The organism is Pseudotabrizicola sp. (genome assembly GCF_030684215.1).
Classification (GTDB): domain Bacteria; phylum Pseudomonadota; class Alphaproteobacteria; order Rhodobacterales; family Rhodobacteraceae; genus Pseudotabrizicola.
The window spans coordinates 1-19,219 of sequence record NZ_JAUXOV010000051.1 but is presented as its reverse complement, the minus strand read 5'-3'; the positions used below and the strand labels follow the sequence as shown (position 1 = coordinate 19,219).

14 protein-coding genes, 4 pseudogenes and 3 riboswitches are annotated in these 19,219 nt (G+C 58.5%); of the genes and pseudogenes, 11 read left to right on the top strand and 7 right to left on the bottom strand.

Translation table 11 applies throughout. From position 1 onward, the window contains the following. The first annotated feature begins 389 nt into the window (after positions 1 to 389). From Q8K08_RS09625 to Q8K08_RS09615, 3 genes are all read left to right on the top strand, one after another. Positions 390 to 3,770 (top strand): glycosyltransferase, encoded by a 3,381-nt coding sequence (locus tag Q8K08_RS09625; RefSeq protein ID WP_305249932.1) that lies wholly within the window; start codon positions 390 to 392, stop codon positions 3,768 to 3,770. A 98-nt stretch (positions 3,771 to 3,868) separates the two neighbouring features. Beyond that, positions 3,869 to 6,304: a DUF3131 domain-containing protein gene (locus Q8K08_RS09620; RefSeq protein ID WP_305249931.1), complete on the top strand. Its 2,436-nt coding sequence runs from the start codon at positions 3,869 to 3,871 to the stop codon at positions 6,302 to 6,304. A gap of 251 nt (positions 6,305 to 6,555) precedes the next feature. Further along, complete coding sequence (locus tag Q8K08_RS09615) at positions 6,556 to 6,942, top strand: thiol-disulfide oxidoreductase DCC family protein (protein ID WP_304803748.1); 387 nt, start codon at positions 6,556 to 6,558, stop codon at positions 6,940 to 6,942. A gap of 301 nt (positions 6,943 to 7,243) precedes the next feature. On the opposite strand, the gene Q8K08_RS09610 is transcribed toward Q8K08_RS09615, so the two are convergent. The 5 genes and pseudogenes from Q8K08_RS09610 to Q8K08_RS09590 form a co-directional block, all read right to left on the bottom strand. After that, positions 7,244 to 7,378: a hypothetical protein gene (locus Q8K08_RS09610; RefSeq protein ID WP_304803750.1), complete on the bottom strand. Its 135-nt coding sequence runs from the start codon at positions 7,376 to 7,378 to the stop codon at positions 7,244 to 7,246. Between the two features lie 13 nt (positions 7,379 to 7,391). Next, the gene (locus tag Q8K08_RS09605) at positions 7,392 to 8,363 is read right to left on the bottom strand and encodes an iron ABC transporter permease (RefSeq protein ID WP_305249930.1); all 972 of its coding nucleotides are present in this window, start codon (positions 8,361 to 8,363) and stop codon (positions 7,392 to 7,394) included. Between the two features lie 3 nt (positions 8,364 to 8,366). Then, positions 8,367 to 9,294: pseudogene (locus tag Q8K08_RS09600) on the bottom strand (ABC transporter substrate-binding protein). A gap of 15 nt (positions 9,295 to 9,309) precedes the next feature. Then, the gene (locus Q8K08_RS09595) at positions 9,310 to 9,675 is read right to left on the bottom strand and encodes an ABC transporter ATP-binding protein (RefSeq protein WP_304804476.1); all 366 of its coding nucleotides are present in this window, start codon (positions 9,673 to 9,675) and stop codon (positions 9,310 to 9,312) included. 104 nt (positions 9,676 to 9,779) lie between these two features. Next, positions 9,780 to 9,929: a hypothetical protein gene (locus Q8K08_RS09590; protein ID WP_305249929.1), complete on the bottom strand. Its 150-nt coding sequence runs from the start codon at positions 9,927 to 9,929 to the stop codon at positions 9,780 to 9,782. A 29-nt stretch (positions 9,930 to 9,958) separates the two neighbouring features. Then, positions 9,959 to 10,170, bottom strand: a riboswitch (cobalamin riboswitch). Positions 10,171 to 10,348: 178 nt separating this feature from the next. After that, a riboswitch (cobalamin riboswitch) is annotated at positions 10,349 to 10,535 on the top strand. Between the two features lie 44 nt (positions 10,536 to 10,579). Here Q8K08_RS09590 and bluB point away from each other — a divergent pair. From bluB to cobD, 3 genes are read left to right on the top strand one after another with little or no spacing between them, the layout of a single operon-like run. Then, positions 10,580 to 11,278: a 5,6-dimethylbenzimidazole synthase gene (gene bluB / locus Q8K08_RS09585; protein ID WP_305249928.1), complete on the top strand. Its 699-nt coding sequence runs from the start codon at positions 10,580 to 10,582 to the stop codon at positions 11,276 to 11,278. Then, positions 11,275 to 12,144 carry a propanediol utilization protein gene (locus Q8K08_RS09580; RefSeq protein WP_304799287.1) on the top strand — a complete coding sequence of 290 codons (870 nt, stop codon included), beginning with the start codon at positions 11,275 to 11,277 and terminating at the stop codon, positions 12,142 to 12,144. The genes bluB and Q8K08_RS09580 overlap by 4 nt, the downstream gene beginning before the upstream one ends. A gap of 4 nt (positions 12,145 to 12,148) precedes the next feature. Next, complete coding sequence (gene cobD, locus Q8K08_RS09575; protein WP_305249940.1) at positions 12,149 to 13,135, top strand: threonine-phosphate decarboxylase CobD; 987 nt, start codon at positions 12,149 to 12,151, stop codon at positions 13,133 to 13,135. On the opposite strand, the pseudogene Q8K08_RS09570 reads toward cobD, so the two are convergent. Both Q8K08_RS09570 and cobO read right to left on the bottom strand, forming a co-directional pair. Next, positions 13,118 to 14,040: pseudogene (locus tag Q8K08_RS09570) on the bottom strand (hypothetical protein). The gene cobD and the pseudogene Q8K08_RS09570 sit on opposite strands and share 18 nt — an antisense overlap. Positions 14,041 to 14,047: 7 nt before the next feature. Further along, a pseudogene (gene cobO, locus Q8K08_RS09565) lies at positions 14,048 to 14,690 on the bottom strand (cob(I)yrinic acid a,c-diamide adenosyltransferase). 41 nt (positions 14,691 to 14,731) lie between these two features. Beyond that, a riboswitch (cobalamin riboswitch) is annotated at positions 14,732 to 14,956 on the top strand. A 91-nt stretch (positions 14,957 to 15,047) separates the two neighbouring features. Here cobO and Q8K08_RS09560 point away from each other — a divergent pair. From Q8K08_RS09560 to Q8K08_RS09535, 5 genes and pseudogenes are all read left to right on the top strand, one after another. Continuing rightward, positions 15,048 to 15,413 carry a DUF1636 domain-containing protein gene (locus Q8K08_RS09560; RefSeq protein WP_304801636.1) on the top strand — a complete coding sequence of 122 codons (366 nt, stop codon included), beginning with the start codon at positions 15,048 to 15,050 and terminating at the stop codon, positions 15,411 to 15,413. Between the two features lie 120 nt (positions 15,414 to 15,533). After that, positions 15,534 to 16,565 (top strand): annotated as a pseudogene (locus Q8K08_RS09555) (DDE-type integrase/transposase/recombinase). 444 nt (positions 16,566 to 17,009) lie between these two features. After that, a complete protein-coding gene (locus Q8K08_RS09550; RefSeq protein ID WP_305249927.1) occupies positions 17,010 to 17,744 on the top strand; it encodes a 16S rRNA pseudouridine(516) synthase in 735 nt (244 codons plus the stop codon). Positions 17,745 to 18,466: 722 nt separating this feature from the next. Further along, positions 18,467 to 18,673, top strand: coding sequence for a cold-shock protein (locus tag Q8K08_RS09540; protein ID WP_304801638.1), 207 nt, complete (start codon positions 18,467 to 18,469; stop codon positions 18,671 to 18,673). 41 nt (positions 18,674 to 18,714) lie between these two features. Further along, positions 18,715 to 19,219, top strand: a 505-nt coding sequence (locus Q8K08_RS09535) for a hypothetical protein (protein WP_305249926.1), incomplete at its 3' end; no start/stop codon positions are given.

Sequence of the window (19,219 nt, the reverse complement as noted above, 5' to 3'; positions counted from 1 at the left end):
TATAATGTCCATTATTTTAAATTTTCAACACGTAAGAAATAAACAATTACCACCACAGGCTTTATCTTTGTGATCTTACACAATCCAGACGTGCATTTACCGCCTATCCAAGGTCAGGCAGCTATCCAACTTCCTTGAATTTGCCACAAACATGTGGATACTCGTTTCTGCGGGCACGGTAGCGTTCCAGTATGCTTTTTTATTAGTATGCCCGCGCAAAATCACAACATTCACGATCTGGCAGCGGTAATTTCCCGAAAGTCAATACAAAATAATGTCTTGTCGAATATGGACAAAATCCTATGGGATTTGAAGAGTTTAGTTTCAAATCCAAACCGAAGGCCGAACGTCCCATATTTCTGGACAACAGCGGTCGGCGGCGCCTGATCATGCGCCGATGGGCGCTTGTAACCGCCCTGGCATCCATAGTCTGGGTGGCGTTGTTTTCTGTGAGCCTGATGAAATATGTTCCGGAACTGCCGGTCAACGATTTCGCGCCTGCACGAACCACTCAGGTTAGCAGCGCACCAGATGCGCAGATGATCGAGGTGCTTGCAGGTCCGGCGTCCGGCCGTTTGCCTGCGACAGGTGCAAACTATCAGCCGCATGATCACGCACGCGCCGCACCTGTAATCAACACGTGCAAACCTGCCGTGGTGGCACCCGGTTCGGCTCTTGCAAATGCACAGCAACGCCGCCCCTTGTCGGTCTTTGCGATGTTGCCGAACACGCCCGTCGGTGCTTTCCGATCATTTGTCGACAATTGCGCCGAAGTCGACGTTCTGGTGCCCGACTGGTTTGAAATCGGCGGTGACGCGCCGGGGCTGACGTCGGTTTCTCTCGATCCCGACCTGATCGCAGCAATCGCACCGATTTTTGGTTCAAATGTAGCGGCGCCGCTTTTGTTGCCGGCCATTTCGCTTTCCCACAAAGCAGATCGCACAGATTTTCTGAACCGGCTGGGCGCTGCGGATTTCCGGGCCCGACTGGTAGACGAGGTGGGCACGGCGATAGCGGCGGTCAAGGCTGCCGGCGTCTGTCTGACGCTCGACTTTCCGGCGACCGCGGATCTTTCAGGGGTCGAGGCATTGCTGAAGGACCTCCAGCGCGATTTTCAGCTTACCGGAAGCCAGCTTTGCACCATTCTGACAGCCGAATCCGATCTTTGGCAACGACCCGGAATCGCTTCTGCCTCGGACTATGTGATCGTCAAAATGTTCGGCTCCCCCTGGATTGGATCAGCCCCCCGACCGCTTTCACCCGACGACAGGTTCCTTGAAACGGCGTTCCAGATTTCAAAGACAGTCGGTCCAAAAAAGTTCGTTCCTGCACTGGGACTCATGGCTGTTGATTGGGTATCGGGTCAGACCAAGCCAGAAACGATTTCCTTTGCCGAGGCGATGGTGCGGATCGACGCCGCAGGCGGTAAGGTGGAGTTTGCGCAGAACGCCCGCAATTCTTACAGTCGGTTCGTCGACACGGACGGGTTGCGCCACCAGATCTGGTTTCTTGATGCCGCCTCGGCACATAACAGTCTGATTGACCTTGAAGAAATGGGCATAGCGCAGATCGGGCTCTCAGACCTCGGACAAGAAGATCCTGCGGTATGGGCCGTGCTTGCCGGGTTCGACACCGATCGGCGTGACCTCGCGCAAGACCTGCAAAACACGTCTTTGTCCGATAAGGTTCAGTTCAAGGGCCAAGGGTCGTTCTACCAGTGGTCGACGCCCCCCCGGACCGGGCAGCGACTGATCAGAAAAGATCCGGATAGCGGTAAGATCATTGATCAAAACTGGACCGTATTGCCACAGCCTGCCGTGATGCAGAAATTCGGTCGCGGCAACGGCGTGCAGGTCGCGCTGACATTTGACGATGGGCCAAGTCTGGACGCTACAACCGAAATTCTCGATGCCCTGAAAGCTGCAGATGCGCCCGCAGCCTTCTTTGTGGTGGGCAACGCGGTTCTTAAATACCCTGAACTGGTACGGCGGATGGTTCAGGAGGGGCATCTTGTCGGAACCCACACCTTCACACATCCAAAGCTGGGCGAGATCGAGCCTTGGCGCATGCAGGTCGAACTCAGTGCCACGAATCGGCTGGTTGCAGGCATCACGGGACATGACATGCGTGTTTTCCGCCCCCCCTATGTTCGCGGTGACGGCCCATTCGATGGGCGTGAAGCAAGAGTATTCGGGACCGTCGCAGAACGCGGGTATATCGTGGCCGGCAGCGACATCGCGCCACCGGACTGGGACGGAATATCCGCCGAACAGATCGTCGATCGAGTGATCGGTGACCTCGACCTTGGTTACGGCAATGTTATCGTGCTGCATGACGGGCGCAGCAAAGGAATGAATACTGCCGAAGCAATCGGTCCACTGGTAAAGGCGTTGCGTGACCGCGGCTATCAGATCGTGCCTCTGGCCGAGATACTAGGCACAACCACAGCAGCACTGATGCCTGCAACAAATGTCAGTCTATCGGGCTTTGACTCGGCGTCTTTCGGCGCGATCATGGGCCTTACGCAACTGATATACTGGGTGTTCTGGCTGGTCTTGATCTCGGGTATGGCCCGATCCCTGATCTACCTTTTCCTTGCACATCGCCGCGAAACACCCGGCGAAAGCCGCCTGCGGGTGCTGCCGTCTGTCACGATAGTCATCCCTGCATTCAATGAAAGCCTGGTCATCCTGAGCAGTATTCGGACCGCGCTTGCCTCGTCCTATCCGAACCTGCGGGTAATCGTCGTCGATGACGGGTCGACCGACGACACGCTTCGGCTGGTGCGCAGGGCCTATGGCATCCACCCTGCTGTCACCATCCTCACACAACCGAACCAAGGCAAGTGGATGGCGCTGAACGCTGCTTACGAGGCAATGGAAAGCGAGATTGCCGTCTGCATGGACGCAGACACCGAAATCGCCCCTGATGCCGTGTTCCATCTGGTGCAGCCCTTTGTCGACTCTCGGGTTGGTGCGGTGGCGGGGACCATTCTTGTCGGCAACAAGCGCAACATTCTGACCCGGTTGCAGGCGCTGGAATATTTTACGACGCAGAATATCGGACGCCGTGCGCAGGATCATATAAATGGTATCATCGTGGTTCCCGGGGCGCTGGGGGCTTGGCGGGTCGAGGCAGTGCGCGACATTGGGATGCTGTCAAATGAGACGCTGACCGAAGACACAGACCTGACCATGTGGATGCTGCGCAACGGTTACACAATCGCCTATGCAGAGCGTGCAACAGGCCGAACCGAAGCACCTGCCGATGTGCGGTCGCTTCTCGCTCAACGGCTTCGGTGGAACACGGGCATCCTGCAGGCCCTGTGGAAGCACAAGGGCATTTTCCGGGAATCGCCGTCGCTGCGGCTCGCCTCGCTCGCTGATCTGATCATTTTTGGCTATGTGCTGCCGTTCCTTGCGCCTTTGGTGGACGTGATTTTCTTTACCCTGCTGTTCGGGGTCCTTGCCGATGTGATTGCCGGTCAGGCACCAGATCTTTCAAACACATCGCGCGCAATGATGCTGGGCTATATCCTGTTGCCGCTGGCTGACATTTTGATGATCCTTGCCGCGTTCCGGTTCGATCGCCGCGAAAGCATGAGGCTGCTATGGGTCTGGCCCTTGCAGAACCTGTTTTACCGCCAACTCATCTACGTCTCGGCACTCCGCGCGGTCATTTCGGCCATCAGCGGGCGGCTTACAGGTTGGGACAAGCTGACGCGGCACGGCATGGGTCAAACAAAGGCAATGAAAGGGCTGCCGGAGTGAAACGGCGGACATTTTTGACATCGATCTCGGCATCGGCATGCACGCTTGCACCCATCAGTGCGTTTTCCTTTGCCAGAGACCGCGAGGGGACAGACACAGTGGTTGTCCTTTCTGACATCGGGGCTGAAACGTCTCTGGCTGGGCTGGAAGCGGTGCTGGATGCGCTGTTGACACAGGCAGTGCCTTGCGTCTGCGTGATTGATCCGGCCATTTCGACCGATGCACCGCTGATGCCCGATGATCCGCGCGCGGTCTTGCTCCGGCGGGTCTGGACCGATTATCCTGGTCTGATCGAAGTGGCGCCATTTGTTCCTGATCTTGAAGGCCAGCGGCCGTATTTTCAGGCAAGGCTCGCTAGCCTTGCGCTTATCCAACTGGTCGAAACGCTCGATCTTACCCAACATATCCGCGCTGGTCGGCGGATCAGCACATTGGCCTGCCGGGGTGGGGCGCAACGTGTCAATCTGGACGGACTCCGGTCTGCGGGGGTGCGAACGATCCTGTCCTTGCCGCAAGTCTCGGTATTGCCTTTGCGCAACCGCGTTTCGCCCTCGAACGTGCTGACCGTTTCCGGTGGGCGGCGTGTTAGTTTTCTGGAGTCAGCAGACCAGCTTCTGGACCCACCTGAACCGCAAAGCCATAATGTGCTCGTGTTCTCCGCTACGGATTTCGCGGTTCCCAGTGTTCAGTCCCTTTCCATTGCCGCAGCCCGGTTCGCGCGTGCCGCGTCAGAAAAAGAGCTTCGCGGCAAGGGAACGCTGACGCAGGCCCGCGACATCCTTGTCAGAGACGGCACCACGTTTGGCCGAAAGATCGCACTGCATCTGTGCAATGCACCTTCTGGCTGGCCAACAGCTGCTGCAGGCATCGCCGAATTCGTCGCCATGCTAAAGAATGCAGGGATTGCCCACAGCACGAGCGCCCCACCCCATGCAGGGCTGGACGCGGCAAGTGTCGGCTTCCGGGTCACTGGCACCAAAGAGCCGATGCCAGTCCATTTGCCATACGCCCCCCCTACAGAAACTGCCACAACACCAAGTCCGGGCATCACCGTCATACTCGGCAGGACCAACTCGGCGTGGCGCGGTCTGGATGACGCGGGCAACCTGCATATGCCGCTGACCTTAGACGTAGCTGAGCCGCTGCAAGAAGGTGCGCTTGCGCGCGCGCTTGGTCCACTTGATGACGGGGTTGTCCTGATCCACCCGGCGGGCGTCACAACTCAGGCCCAGCGCCTTTCGGTTTTGCGCGCACTGCTGCAGCTTGACGGCAATGGCGTGACCAATATCACATCGCTTGCCGATCTTGTCGCGACAGTCATGCCACCCGATCCGCTGCTGCCCACCTTCCAGAAAACTGAAGTGGTATCGCCGTCTTTTCTGCGTCGTAGCGGGAAAGTATCGCAGGCTGATCGCACTTTACTGATGCAGGACGCGCAGGCAGCCTGGAGTTACTTCGAACGCCATACCGACAGACGGACCGGGTTATGCTTGGCCGCCTTCAGCGGATCTGGTAGCAATGCAAGCCAATATGATCGCCTGACCAATTGGGATATCGGCAGTCACATCAACGCGCTGATCGCCGCAGCCGACTTGGGTTTGATTGACAAAGACGGGTTCACGGCACGGACTCAGGCCGTGCTGCGCAATATCAAAGGCCGCAAGATTCTTGGCCTCCTCCTCCCGCCCGAAGAGGTGATTGTCGGGACGGGCAGGACGACACGCAACTTCAACGCGTCGGATACCGGGCGCCTGCTTGCCTCCCTCGCAAACCTTGCCCAGCATCCCTATGCAGATCAAACCGAAATCAAGGCGCTGGTCGCGACCTGGGATCTGGCAGGCGTGGTGGTGAATGGGAGCCTGCACTCCATAGTGCGGGGGACTCTGGTTCCGGCAGATGGCTCGCAATATACTGACTACTCGGCCCGAGGGATGGCGACATGGGGAATTGCAACATCAACGCCCTATGCCGGATTTACCGAACGCTATTCGGCCGACCAGAAGATGGCTTTTCTTTCAACCCTGTCGCAACTGGGCCCGTTCGGAACCGAACCCGCGCTTCTTCAGGCGCTTGACCATGGCCTTGACGTCGCGTCTGGCTATCTTGCCGATACGCTGTTTACGGCCATGCTGATTCAATACCAACAAGATGGCCGTCTGCTTTGCCCCTCAGAAACGCCAATCAACCGATCACCTTGGTTTACCTACCAAGGGCTGCAACTGGGTGAAAGTGAACAGCCGTGGCGGATTCTGGTCGATAAGGATGGCAAGAGTATTGATACAAGCGCAGACCAAAGCCAGTTGGCCATAAGCTGCAAAGCCGCCTACCTGTGGGCTGCGGTCATCGAACATCCTCACAGCAGCCGATTGCTCCGATACGTCCGCGAAAAGGCAAGGGAACAGTTCGGGTTTGCGTCATGCATTTTCGTTGAAACCGGCATGCCAACGTCTAACAATTCCGATATCAACACCAACGGCATCATTTTGCAAAGTGTTGCGGCAATAGTCATGGACAAGAGCCTGGATCGGCCTTGACCTGCCCTTTGGATGGGTTGGACGACGAAACGCACACCTCGAACCGAAGCCTGGCTTCAGCATCCTGAGCCGCGGGATTTCGTTCGGAGGGCTGAAGATTGTTCTGAAGTCACACCAGATCTGACGGAAACCCAACCTAAAAAGGTAAACGATCCACAGGGCGAACAAGCCAGCTCGGCGCGGGCACATGGGAAGTTACAGCCAAGGCGCAGCCGGTTGGACTTCACGCACGGTTGTCCTATCTGTCGAAAATGGAAAACAGCGCCAAGACATCCGTTCTGTACAACGCCAACTGCCCGGTGTGTAATTTTGAAATCGGGCATTACGCGCGCTATGCGGGCAAAGCGGGCCTACCAATCCGGTTTGATGATCTGAACACCGATGCGCGGGACCAGTGGGGGCTCGATGCCGATACGGCGGCACGGCGGCTTTATGTGCTGCATGACGGCCAGCTAGCATCGGGCATTCCGGCCTTTCTGGTGCTTTGGGCGCAGATGCCGCGCTATCGTTTCCTGGGCAGGATCATAGGCTTGCCGGGGATCCGGCAGATCGCGAGTGCAGCTTATGATCATGTGCTGGCCCCGGTGATTTATCGCTGGCACCTGCGCCGGTTGCGCAAGCAATCCACCCACACCTGACACCGGAGAGTGCCTTTGCCCCATGATGGTGACAGCGTCGGTGCTTGGGTGCCCACCGGGCGTGCCGCGCGGCTTTGGCACTTTGGCGGCATTGCAGGCAGTGTGGCATCGGACGGATTGCTTACCTTGGCCGGAGGCATGCCGCCCGAAATCTCGTGCGGATACATGTCATACACCCGTTCGATGTCGCGGATGCCCGCGCGGTGGTTATGTATTCTTGCCCCAGCTGGTACAGCATGAAGCTCCGGGTCATCCGCGTGATTTAGGCTGATGAGGAATACCCGTGCCGGTCGTGCACGGCTCACTCGCTGAAGGCGGCCGGAAGTTCATCCAGCGTCGCCATCAGAAAGGTGTGGCCGCCGCCTGCGATGCAGATCAGGGTCAAGGAGTGATAGATGATCTGGCCTTTATGCCAGTCCGCAACACTGCAGTGCATCTACCCCCGTCGCTTATTGCCTTCGAGCCATCATCCAGATGAAAAAGACCCCACCGATCAAGCCGGTGACGACGCCGATGGGAATGTCCTCTGGTGCCAACACGATGCGTGCAATTGCATCGGCCCAGATCAAAAATACCGCCCCTGTCAGGGCCGATCCGGGCAACACACGGGCAGCGTCGCCCCCCACCACCAGCCGAACCAGATGTGGCATCATCAGCCCGACAAAACCGATCAGGCCCGAAAATGCCACCATCACCCCAGTGATCAGCGCCGCAGCAACAAAGACGGTCAGGCGGAAGCGACCGACCTCTATCCCAAGGCTGGCGGCAGTCTCTTCCCCGAGGCTCATGGCGTTCAGCCGCCCAGCCTGTGCCCAAAGCCAGATTCCACAGGGGATCAGCACGGCCAGCGGCCAGAGAAGATGGCTCCACTGCGCAAGCCCGAGCCCACCCAGCATCCAGAACTCCACCGTATGCGTGCTGCGCGGATCGCCTAAAAAGATCAATATGTTGGCGCAGGCCATGATGACAAAGCTGACCGCCACCCCTGCTAGCACCAGCCGGTCGGCACTGCTATTTCCGGCCAGTTGCGCCACCCCCAGCACCAATACCGTGGCCACCAGTGCACCGACAGAAGCCATCAGTGGCACGGTCAAAAGGCCAAGGAACAGCCCGGTGTGCAACAGCGCGGCAATTGCGCCAACAAGGCCCAAGCCCGCCCCCACCAGCCCGGCCAGCATCACGCGGGGAAAGCGGATTTCCCACACGATGCTGGCGTGGCCTGAACTCCAGTCCGGGGTCACAATTCCGGGCATGATGCGGTCCAGCGCCACACCCCAGACCGTGCCAAGCGGGATCGCCACCGCACCCACCGCCACGGCTACGATGTTTGAGACCAGTAGCACCAGCGCCGACATCAGGATTATGCCGCTTGCAGTTCCGGCACGGCGGGCCCGCGAAGGAAAGGCGGTTGCCTCACCCATGGTTCAGTTGCCCAAGAACCCGCCGACCAGCTTTTCCACCGCCTCGATGTTGCGGGGGCCCGGTGTGGCCTCGACATAGTCCAGCACGACGAAACGGTCGTTCTTCACGGCGTCGATATTGGCAAAGGCGGGGTGCTCTTTCATAAATGTGATCTTTTGCTCGGCGGTCACGTCGCCATAATTGACGATCACCACGACCTGCGGGTGCGTTCCACAACCGGCTCCCAGCCGATCTCAGCCCAGCTTTTCTCTAGATCGTTCATGATGTTGGTGCATCCCGCCGCCTCGATCAGGGCGGTGGGCATCGCAAAGGCCCCGGCTGTGAAGGGGGCCTCTTCACCACTGTCATAGATAAAAACGCGCAAGGGGGCAGTGCGGTCTACGCCCTTAGTCAACTCGGCCAGACGTGTCTGCCAGCCTGTGACCAAGTCCTGCGCCTTGGTCTCGACTCCAAAGATTTTCCCAAGGTTCAGGATATCTGCATACATATCATCCATACTGGTCTTGGACTTGGGGCCGATGTGGATGCAGCTTTCAATCAACTCATAAGTCCTGATGCCAAGTGGCTCCAGCGTTTCGGGCGTGACCTCGCCGCCAACCTTCATGCCGTAATTCCAGCCGGCGGAGAAAAAGTCCGGCTCGGCCCCGGCCAGCACTTCCTTGTTGGGTTGGCAGACAGTTCCGGCAGTTCGGCAATGCCTGCGCGCATTTGCTCATCCAGCGTCTTCCATCCCGAGATGCCGGTATAGCCGATCAGGTTGTCGCGCAGGCCAAGGACAAGCATCATTTCGGTCAGGTTCACATCGTTTGAAATGGCCTTGGTTGGGGCGGTATCAAAGGTCACCTCGTGGCCACAACTTTTTACTGTCACCGGAAAGGATGCTGCGGTGGTGGCAGAAAATAGCAAGGCCAGTAGCGAAAGACGGATCATATGAGTGCCCTTGGGTCAAAGTTGAAAGGAAAAGCGGGGGCTTGGCCTCGTGCGGTCGATGCGCGCCTTCACTTGAAAGGCGTCGGCGAGGGTGATTTCTGACAAGGCCTGATCGGGCGGGCCATCGGCAAGGATGCGGCCATCGCGCAGGATCAGCACGCGTTCAGCAAATTCAGCGGCCAGGGTCAGGTCATGCAACGTAGCGATCACCGTAAGGCCAAGGCTCTTGAGCAGCGCCAGCAGTTCCATCTGGTGACGGATGTCGAGGTGATTGGTGGGTTCGTCCAGCACGATCACGCGCGGCTGCTGCGCCAGCGCGCGGGCGACCATCACCCGCTGACGCTCACCGCCCGATAATGTGCCAATGGCGCGGTCGGCCATGCGGCACGGCAAAGCTGATCTTGGACAGGATATCCGGTCGCCCCTTAGGCCCTCAGCACACGGCGGTCAATTCAACGGCGGTCATTGGATCGCCCCCTCGCGGTTCACCACCAACACCGCCGCAACAGGTCAAAGCCGTGTTCGCAGATCAACCCATCGTGCTTGCATGACCTGCAAACCAGACTCTGATGCAGCGCGAATTGCACAACCCAATCGGATGGCGTCGCCACTGGCAGCCGCAATGTATCGTCCATCGAAGACTCCTTCCGGGGCACCCCGCCCGGTGAATACTGACTTCGATTGCAGGTCTCCTGACTCGCGGGTCTGGGCTTGCCCCGCCTTCCCAGCCATTCGGCCAGTGGCATCGGGGGTCGCTCGCCGCTTACAGTTGCGGGGGCAGTCACGGAATTGGCGGCTTTTGCCTACACCACACCGTATTCCCTTTTCACCCGACCGCACGTGGTTTGGCCGGGAACCATCAACGCGCAAGCTGCCGCCGCTTGCACGCCGGGTCAAGCCGCATTCCGACCAGACGTCCCCGCGAAATGACATCGCAGACTCTTCTGACACATAGCACGAATAAAGTTATAATATAACAGTAATGGCGATGCCGTATCCCGCAGCACACACGCATTCCCTTTGCACGAGTCCATTGCGAAACGCTGACCAAAGCATTAGGCCAGATGCGTCTGGTGCTTGTCGCGGTGCGGCGGGATAATCGGGAACACGGTGCAAATCCGTGACGTGCCCAACGCTGTAAGGTGGACGGGGTCGCAGTTGCCACTGGCTTGCCAAGGCTGGGAAGGTGTGGGTCCGAAAGAAGCCAAGTCAGAAGACCGGCCAGACGAAACCGGGGGTGCCGAAGGCCGACGGAACCCTTGTTTCCAACGACAGGGGTTTTGTCATGTATGATCCATCGCCTCATCTGAAGCACGCCGGTCCCTTCGCCGCAGACGAACGCGCAGCAGTTTACCGCGCGATCTTCACCCGCCGCGATGTCCGCAGCGAGTTCACCCAACGGCCAGTTGAAGCCCCGGTCTTGCAGCGCCTTCTGACGGCGGCCCATCACGCACCTTCAGTGGGCTTTATGCAGCCGTGGAACTTTGTCGTCATCCGCAACCCTGGCGTGAAGGCCGAGGTACAACAGGCGTTTGACACTGCAAACGCCGAAGCCGTTAAGATGTTCCCTGATAACCGCCAGCCGCTTTATTCCTCGTTGAAGCTACAGGGAATTACCGATGCGCCTGTCAACCTGTGCATCACCTGTGACCGCGCCCGCGGCGGAGAGGTCGTTCTGGGCCGCACCCACAACCGCGACATGGACCTGTATTCCACCGTATGCGCGGTGCAAAATCTGTGGCTGGCCGCACGGTCAGAAGGGGTGGGTGTTGGCTGGGTCAGCATTTTCAATGATGCAGACCTGCGCCACATTCTTCGGCTGCCAGAAACCGTTGTTCCTGTTGCCTATCTTTGCCTTGGCTATGTTGATGCCCTGTATGAGGCCCCGGAACTGGAGATCAAGGGTTGGCGTCAACGACTTGCCATTGAAGATCTGGTGTTCCAAGATCGGTGGCCTTCGGCAGCAGATCTGAACGTCGGATGACCGCCACGCGCGCACGTCAGCCCAAATGCGCAATCTTGCGCCAGCCATGCCATTTTGGCGAATGGCTGCAAGGGCGCATAGGTCCACTGGGGCCAGTCGCACTTGTGACCTTGCTGCCGGACAGGTTGAACCTAACGGCAAAGGTGCGACCTTCGGCACGTTTGTTGGTCAAGACGCTTGGCACTTTGCCGACGTTCCCCGTTTCCAGCTTGCGGCTGATGCGGTTCTTGCAGACGCTCAATCTGCCTGTTCGGGGCGCATACGAAATTAGCTTGGCCTTTCCACCGGGTCTTGGCACTGGGGCCAGCACGGCCACGCTGATTGCAATTGCCCGACTTGCTGGGTTCTGCGGCTCACCCGCGCAGTTGGCTCGGGCTTGCATCGCCACCGAAGGGGCAAGTGACCCATTGATGTATCCCGTGTCGGACCGGTTGCTTTGGGCATCGCGGAACGGAACCGTGCTGCGCCGCTTGCCCCCTGCGCCAAGGGCGCATCTGTTGACCGGATTTGTCGGGCCAGCATTGCCCACTGATCCGGCCGATCAGGACTACGACGATATCTCCGATCTGGTTGTGGCATGGTCCGAGGCGAAAAGCTTGCCCGACTTCGTCGCCCTTTCCCAAGAAAGTGCGCGGCGTTGTCTGGCCCGTCGCGGGCCAACAGATGACCCGACAGACGCGGTTGCGCGCGAGCTTGGCGCACTTGGCTGGGCCACGTCCCATTCCGGCGCGGCCCGGGCCTTGATCTTTGCGCCCGGATCGTTGCCCATCCATGGCGCCGCTGCCCTGTGTGAGGCTGGGTTCTACGGCGTTCAGGAACAAAGCACAGGCGGGGACACAGGCCCGGCTCATGGGTGGATACGGTGAAGTAATGCGCGATCATGGCGGAAATCTTGATATGGCGATGGCTCGACATGGCGGCGAGGGCTGGATAGACCTCTCCACTGGCATCAACCGACGTCCCTATGCCCTGCCGTGTTTGCCGCATTCAGCCTGGGCATCGTTACCCACCAAAACGGAACAGGAACGCCTGATCGTCACAGCACAAAGGGCCTGGCACGTAGCGCCCGCCACAAAGGCGGTGGCGCTGGCCGGCGCTCAGGCCGCCATCCAGTTGGTTCCATTGCTGCGCAAAAGCGGACAGGCGCGCGTGCTTACCCCGACCTATAACGAACATGCCGCCAGCCTGAAGGCGCGGGGCTGGAAGGTGACCGAGTCTGCGGATCTTGCGGCACTTGAAGGGGCCGATCTGGCCGTTTTGGTTAACCCAAACAACCCCGACGGGCGAACTTGGTTGCCCAATTCCCTGCTGGGGCTGGCGGCAAAGGTCGGGTTTCTTGTCGTGGACGAAAGCTTTGCCGACGCCACGCCCGCATTGTCGCTTTTACCCCATGCGCTGCCCGAAAATGTGCTTGTGCTGCGATCTTTCGGCAAGTTCTACGGGCTGGCAGGCTTACGTCTGGGCTTTGCCTTTGGCGCCGAACCAACCATTGCGCGGCTGGCCGAAATGGCCGGGCCGTGGCCAGTGTCCGGTTCCGGGCTGCACATCGGAGCGGTGGCTTTGGACGACGCGCATTGGGCGGAAACCATGCGCGCGCAACTGGCGGAAGATGCGACCCGCTGCGATGCTTTAGCGGCCCATGCTGGCTGGACCTTGCAAGGCGGCACCTCTCTGTTTCGGTTGTATCACACGCCCGATGCCAAGGCCGCGCAAGATCATTTGGCCAGCCACCGTATCTGGAGTCGAATTTTCCCGTGGTCGTTCAACTGGATCAGGCTTGGCCTGCCTGGAGCTGAGGCGGAATGGCTTCGGCTGGAGGCCGCCATGAAAGATCAACCTTCACCGCGCGCAGGCTAATAGCCCTGCCACGTCAATATATGTCTCAACATGGTCGGCCAGCGCGTCCAGAGCAGCCTCAACCGTGGCCCCATGCGACCGATGGGCGGCCGCAATGCCAAGGCGCGCCAGATATTTTGCGCGAGACGCATCAGATGTGAACAACCCGTGCAGATAGCTGCCCACGATTCGCCCGTCGGCGCTGATCGCGCCTTCGTCGTGACCTTCGACACGGGCAAAGGGGCGAACGCAATCAAGTCCTGATGTGCGGCCAATATGGACTTCATAACCGTCCACCGCCAAAGCAGTTTCCACATGAACCGCCTGCACCCGGGCCAGCCGCTTATCGGGCGTCATCACGGTTTGAATATCCAGATGGCCCAGACCGGGTGTCTGCCCCGCTGGCCCCTCAATTCCTTCGGGGTCTGCCACGATGCGGCCCAACATCTGATAGCCGCCACAGATGCCCAAAACATGCCCGCCCCGCCGCACATGTGCGGCAAGGTCAATGTCCCGGCCCTGCGCGCGCAAAAACGCCAGATCACCAGATCATGTGCACCAGCCAGCCGGTGAAAACTTTCCAGAACCGGGACCATCAGGCTCGGCTTCAGCGCAGCATAGTCGCGTGCCTTGACGGTCGCCACGCGCCGCCCCTGCACCACCACTTGCGACCCCACCTCGGATTCCAGTTTTAGCGGCACCGGGTTCATATCGGTCACGGGGGCCAATCCACAAGCTAGCGCCTGCAGGGCCTGCGCGCGGCCAATTTCGCCGCCATCCACCGTGACGGCTGCGTTGTTCGACATGTTTTGCGGCTTGAACGGGGCAACCGTCAGCCCGCGCCGCATTGCAGCCCGGCACAAGCCCTCCACCAGCATCGACTTTCCAACATTCGAGCCACAGCCCTGAATCATCAAAGCGGGCATTGCGGGCCTAAAACTCTACGCCGGGCTGGCCCTTGATACCTGATCGGAACGGGTGCTCTAGCAACGTCATCTCGGTCACCAGATCGACCGCCTCGATCCGCGCCTCTTTGGCGTTGCGTCCGGTCAGGCACACATGGGTCAGCGGGGGCTTTTCGTCGCGAAGAATTGCCAGCACCTCGTCCTGATCCAAATAATCATAGCGCAAGGCGATATTGATTTCATCCACCAGCACAAAACGGATGTTTGGATCGCGGATCAACTCTTTGGACTTTTCCCCACCCCTTGCGGGCAGCGGCGATGTCGCGAGCCTTGTCCTGAGTTTCCCAGGTAAACCCTTCGCCCATCGCATGAAACTGGCACATATCGGCAAAATTGGCCTCGATCAGGCGACGTTCCCCAGTGTCCCATGCGCCCTTTATGAACTGTACGACCGCACAAGGCATTCCGTGTGCGATGCGGCGCAAGATCATCCCGAACCCCGACGATGACTTACCCTTGCCCGCCCCGGTGTGAACGATGATCAGACCCTTTTCTTCCGCTTTTCCAGCCACCATCCGATCGCGGGCGGCTTTTTTCTTGGCCATCTTCGCGGCATGACGGGCCAGGTCTGCATTTTCTGTTGGCACGGAAATGTCAGTGGGGTCAGTCATTCTTTCGCCCTTTTCCTTGACTTCGCCCGTGCCTCTGTCATTGCAGACAGACTAGCGTTGGTGCCTGTCGTAAGACTGGTGAAAAGGGAATGTGACAGGTTTTCTGACTCTTCCGGTCAGAATACCAAGCGCAGCCGCCCCCGCGACCGTGACCGGAAAGGTCTGTCCAAGCCACTGATCGCAGGATCGGGAAGGAGGACAGGGCGCCGGGGTGAAAACCCCGATATCCGCAAGCCGGGAGACCTGCCAGCGTCCAGACTGAATTGCACGGACGGGGTGTTCCGTGACCTTCGGATAGGGCGTTCACGCCACTGCCGTCGGCCATTCCCCGTTTGTCTACAAAACTGAAGGGATAGCATGGCCACCACATTGCATGTCTGTAAAACGTGTCGCGCAGGTCAACCCGTTGCCGAAGGTCAGGCTTGTCCCGGCGCGCAACTGTACGCGACCTTGACCGAAGCGCTCTTGCCCGATGGTGTCCAGATCCGCGCGGTGGAATGCCTGTCTGCTTGCGATCACGGTTGCGCAATTGCGCTGACCAAGTCGGGGGGCTGGTCTTATGTTTATGGACGGATGACCGATGCAGATTCTTCTGAAATCCTGCGCGGGGCCGCGCTTTTTGCAGGCACATCCGACGGTCTGGTACCTTGGCGCGACCGTCCTGTGATTTTCCGCAAGCAATGCCTTGCCCGCCTTCCCCCGATAGAGTCTCAAGATGTCTGACCTGACCACGATCCCCGTTACTGTCATCACTAGTTGTCTGACGTCAGCGCCCATGGAACGTTAAGCATGATTGCGTAGCGGAGGGTTTGCGGCTCATCTTTACCCCAGTTAGAGTTAAAGATGATGAAGAAACCCGTGACGACGAAGGTGCCTGCTGAGCAGGTTGTGAAGGACATCCGGCGCGCGTACCGTTGCCCGGCAATCGATACGCAGAATCGATGAGAGGGGCGCAAATTGCATTCCTCCGAGGAGAAGATCCGGATCGTGCTTTCCGGCCTTCGTGGTGAGGACAGTATTGCCGAGCTATGCCGCAACGAAGGGATTGCCCAAAGCCTGTATTACAGCTGGTCCAAGGAGCTTCTTGAGGCTGGCAAGAAGCGGCTGGCCAGTGACACGGCCCGCCAGGCAAATACAGGCGAGGTGAAGGATCTGCGCGCCGAGGCTTTGGCACTTAAGGAACTGGTGGCCGATCTCAGCCTTGAAAACCGTCTGCTCAAAAAAAACATGACCGGGCCCTCTCGGTGATGCAACGCATCACCTGCCGGGCAACAGCAGACTGATTTTACCTACCAGAAAGTCATCGGTTGGGGCTGGTTTTACCTGTCCATGATCCTCGACGACTTCTCGCGCTACGTCATCGGCTTGAAACTCTGAGGCAACATGCGGGCCGAGGATGTTACCGACACGCTCGACCTCGCCCTTGCCGCATCATGCTGCGACAGCGCCAAGGTTCTGCACAAACCCCACCTGCTCGGCGACAATGGCTCATCCTATATCGCTGGCGATCTGGCGGAATACCTCGAGGACAAGGGCATGAAACATGTTCGCGGCGCTCCGATGCATCCGCAAACTCAAGGCAAAATCCCCTCTCGCGGTTTGAAGACAAACCGCTGCCGGGCAACGGAACGCTGGCACCAGACCCTGAAGAACCGCATCTTGCTCGAAAACTACTTCTTCGAAGGTGAACTCGAAGCTGCCATCACCGCCTTCATCGACCACTACAACAACCACCGCTACCACGAGAGCATCGGCAACCTCACTCCAGCCGACGTCTATTTTGGCCGTGGCGAAACCATCCTGGCTGAAAGGAGGCGCATCAAACACCAAACCATCCAAAACTGCCGCTTGAACCATCAGCGTCAAGCAGCATAACCTGAACCCGATGAGCCCCAGCCTTCCGCTCCAAAATCAGCGAGGCTGTTCCAAATCATTCTACGACGGACAATCACCTATGGGACAGATTGGCGATCCAATTATCTAGATGATCGAGATTGAAGGACCAATGCACATTGATGAAATCGCACGCGGGACGCAGCAGCCTTTGGTAAGCGTAAGACGGGCACCGGAAGCGTCAACGCGACTTTGTGTGCCTTGAATGCTGTGCAGAGACGCCACAACAATCGTCTGAACACGCTCAGCCTGCTTGTCATGGCCAAAGAACAATCCACATGACGGGCAAATGATGAAAGGCTGCGATCAAATGGCTGCCTTGCGGCGATAAACCCATGGCGCTAAACGCCTGAGGTGTGGCTCGGGTCAGGGTCTTTTGCGCAGTCGACGCGTGGGCAGTACGGGCAACTTTGGGAAATTGCAGTGATGGTCAAGGCTCCAACCTCTCGCGTTGACAAGCTCCTGTCCTCGATGGGCTATGGCTCACGCAACGAAATGGCGCGACTGGCCAAGGCTGGCGGTATAACTCTGGACGCGGCCGACCTTATGGACGTCACCAAACGCATTCCTGTCACTGCGGATTTGCCAGCGCGCATGAAGATAAACGGCGAGGCGCTCGATCCACTCGTCGGCGTCGTCATCCTTTTGAACAAGCCATTGGGGATGACCTGTTCGCACAAGGAAGACGGACCGCTGGTCTATGACATCCTGCCCCATCGGTGGAGGCGACGCGATCCGGCAATCTCGACCATCGGCCGTTTGGATAAGCAGACGTCTGGGCTTTTGCTGCTGACCGATGATGGCAACCTGCTGCACCGTATCATCAGCCCAAAGCGCCACGTCAAGAAGACCTATCGCGCCAAGCTGGCCCGTCCGCTCGCTGGCACCGAGGGCGACTTGTTCGCCTCAGGCCATTTGATGCTGGAGGGCGAGGACAAGCCGTTGGCTCCTGCCAGGCTTGACGTTGTCTCGCAAACCGAAGCCCTGCTAACGGTGACCGAGGGCCGATACCATCAGGTGCGCCGCATGTTCGCTGCCACCGGCAACCACGTTGACGCATTGCACCGCGAACATCTGGGCGGCTTATCGTTGCCTGATGGCATGGCCTCCGGTCAGTGGAAGCTGCTGGATGAAGGAGAGATCGCTTCGATCTTTGACTAGGCCATGGGCGGATTTAGCATTGCCAAGTTGTTTGATGGCAGGTGCGCTACGCGACGTTTTCCGAGTCATGGCGTCAGTTAAGGGGCATAGCACTGCCGTGGTTAGAATTCGTCTGCACAAACGTGGTGATTACGATTAGATGTGGCGGCGAGGCAGGGTTAGAAGAGCGCGTCAATCTGGTCATGGGCGACAACGAAACGTTGTGGTTGTCTTTGTGACTTGAAATGGCCCATGAATTTCTCTCACGGCTGTTTTGGTCTGTGACTGACCGCGATCCGGTTATTGAGTCCCCTGTGGGCTTGATGATTAGCTACCGGCACCAAACACGTGATCGATTTTGCAAAGCTGCGCAGGCTTTGGGCTGATCGCATCTGCTGCCGTTGTTAGTAGAGCGGCTGACCCGGCCCCCACCCGCCACGCCCTATAGCTGTGTGACCACCGATGCATTTCTGGCTGCCTTTGGCATGGAACACCTGCAAGAGTTGCCGGATGCAGAGCAACTGCGGGATGAGGTGCTTGCAGATGGTGACTGCGCGCGGACAAAGCCCTCGGATGGCTGCGATGTTGATAACGCTTGTAAAGATTCGCAAAGACAGTTATACGGTCTGGGCAAAGCTTCTTCTTTCGACCTCCTGTTTCCTTACGGCTTCAGTTGCGATTCTGACGACACTGAGCCGGGCCATCGCAATCAAGTGGATGGTAAATATCTAGGAGACAACACGATGGCCAATGGCACCGTGAAATGGTTCAACGCAACTAAAGGTTTTGGTTTTATCGCTCCGGCGCAAGGTTCCAAGGACGTTTTCGTCCATGTGAGCGCGCTGGAACGTGCTGGCATCCGCCAGTTGGATGATGGTCAGGCTGTGACCTTCGATCTGGAAACCGACCGTAATGGCCGCGAGTCCGCGACGAATCTCGCACTCGCCTGAACTTCGGTTTGGTTGATACGATCTGAAGACGGGGGTAGCGCATGCTGCCCCCGTTTTTGTATGCGCGCACGGCAGATGGTAAGCCAGTCGCCGCACGAAGGGTTGTTCTGACCCATGCGCGGCCCGTTTGCAGTGCGGCCATCGGCAGTTGCAACCGGTGCGGGTTCGCCTTACACCTTTCGGGCAAAGGGCAGTCAGCCCGCCGCTTTTTGAAGATCTCATCCATTGCCCCTGCGTCCGCTTGGTTTGGTGGCATGGGATATGAGCGCGAGGTATTCTTGACCCGCCCTGCCTTTCTCGGCCCTTTTGTATGTGTCGGCTGCTGTTCGCAATTGAGAATTTGGCACGACTTCGGAAATCGCTCATATGTATCCGGCCTGTTGATCGGCTCGCGGGCCGTGGCCGTGATGGGGTTACGCACGCGCCTTGGTCTCATTAGCGGCAAGGTCCTTGCTGACCATAAGGGCCGTCAGACTCTGGGGGCGTATTTTCTCCGTTCCATGCTGTCCTCTCTGTCGCGAACTCCTTTTGGCCGTGGAAAGCGTC

Bases quoted from the DNA above. Each gene is read 5' to 3' on its own strand.
- Q8K08_RS09625 (WP_305249932.1), top strand. From the start codon at position 390: ATGCGCCGATGGGCGCTTGTAACCGCCCTGGCATCCATAGTCTGGGTG.
- Q8K08_RS09615 (WP_304803748.1), top strand. From the start codon at position 6,556: ATGGAAAACAGCGCCAAGACATCCGTTCTGTACAACGCCAACTGCCCG.
- Q8K08_RS09610 (WP_304803750.1), bottom strand. From the start codon at position 7,378: ATGCACTGCAGTGTTGCGGACTGGCATAAAGGCCAGATCATCTATCAC.
- Q8K08_RS09605 (WP_305249930.1), bottom strand. From the start codon at position 8,363: ATGGGTGAGGCAACCGCCTTTCCTTCGCGGGCCCGCCGTGCCGGAACT.
- Q8K08_RS09595 (WP_304804476.1), bottom strand. From the start codon at position 9,675: ATGGCCGACCGCGCCATTGGCACATTATCGGGCGGTGAGCGTCAGCGG.
- Q8K08_RS09590 (WP_305249929.1), bottom strand. From the start codon at position 9,929: ATGGACGATACATTGCGGCTGCCAGTGGCGACGCCATCCGATTGGGTT.
- bluB (WP_305249928.1), top strand. From the start codon at position 10,580: ATGTATGATCCATCGCCTCATCTGAAGCACGCCGGTCCCTTCGCCGCA.
- Q8K08_RS09580 (WP_304799287.1), top strand. From the start codon at position 11,275: ATGACCGCCACGCGCGCACGTCAGCCCAAATGCGCAATCTTGCGCCAG.
- cobD (WP_305249940.1), top strand. From the start codon at position 12,149: ATGCGCGATCATGGCGGAAATCTTGATATGGCGATGGCTCGACATGGC.
- Q8K08_RS09560 (WP_304801636.1), top strand. From the start codon at position 15,048: ATGGCCACCACATTGCATGTCTGTAAAACGTGTCGCGCAGGTCAACCC.
- Q8K08_RS09550 (WP_305249927.1), top strand. From the start codon at position 17,010: ATGGTCAAGGCTCCAACCTCTCGCGTTGACAAGCTCCTGTCCTCGATG.
- Q8K08_RS09540 (WP_304801638.1), top strand. From the start codon at position 18,467: ATGGCCAATGGCACCGTGAAATGGTTCAACGCAACTAAAGGTTTTGGT.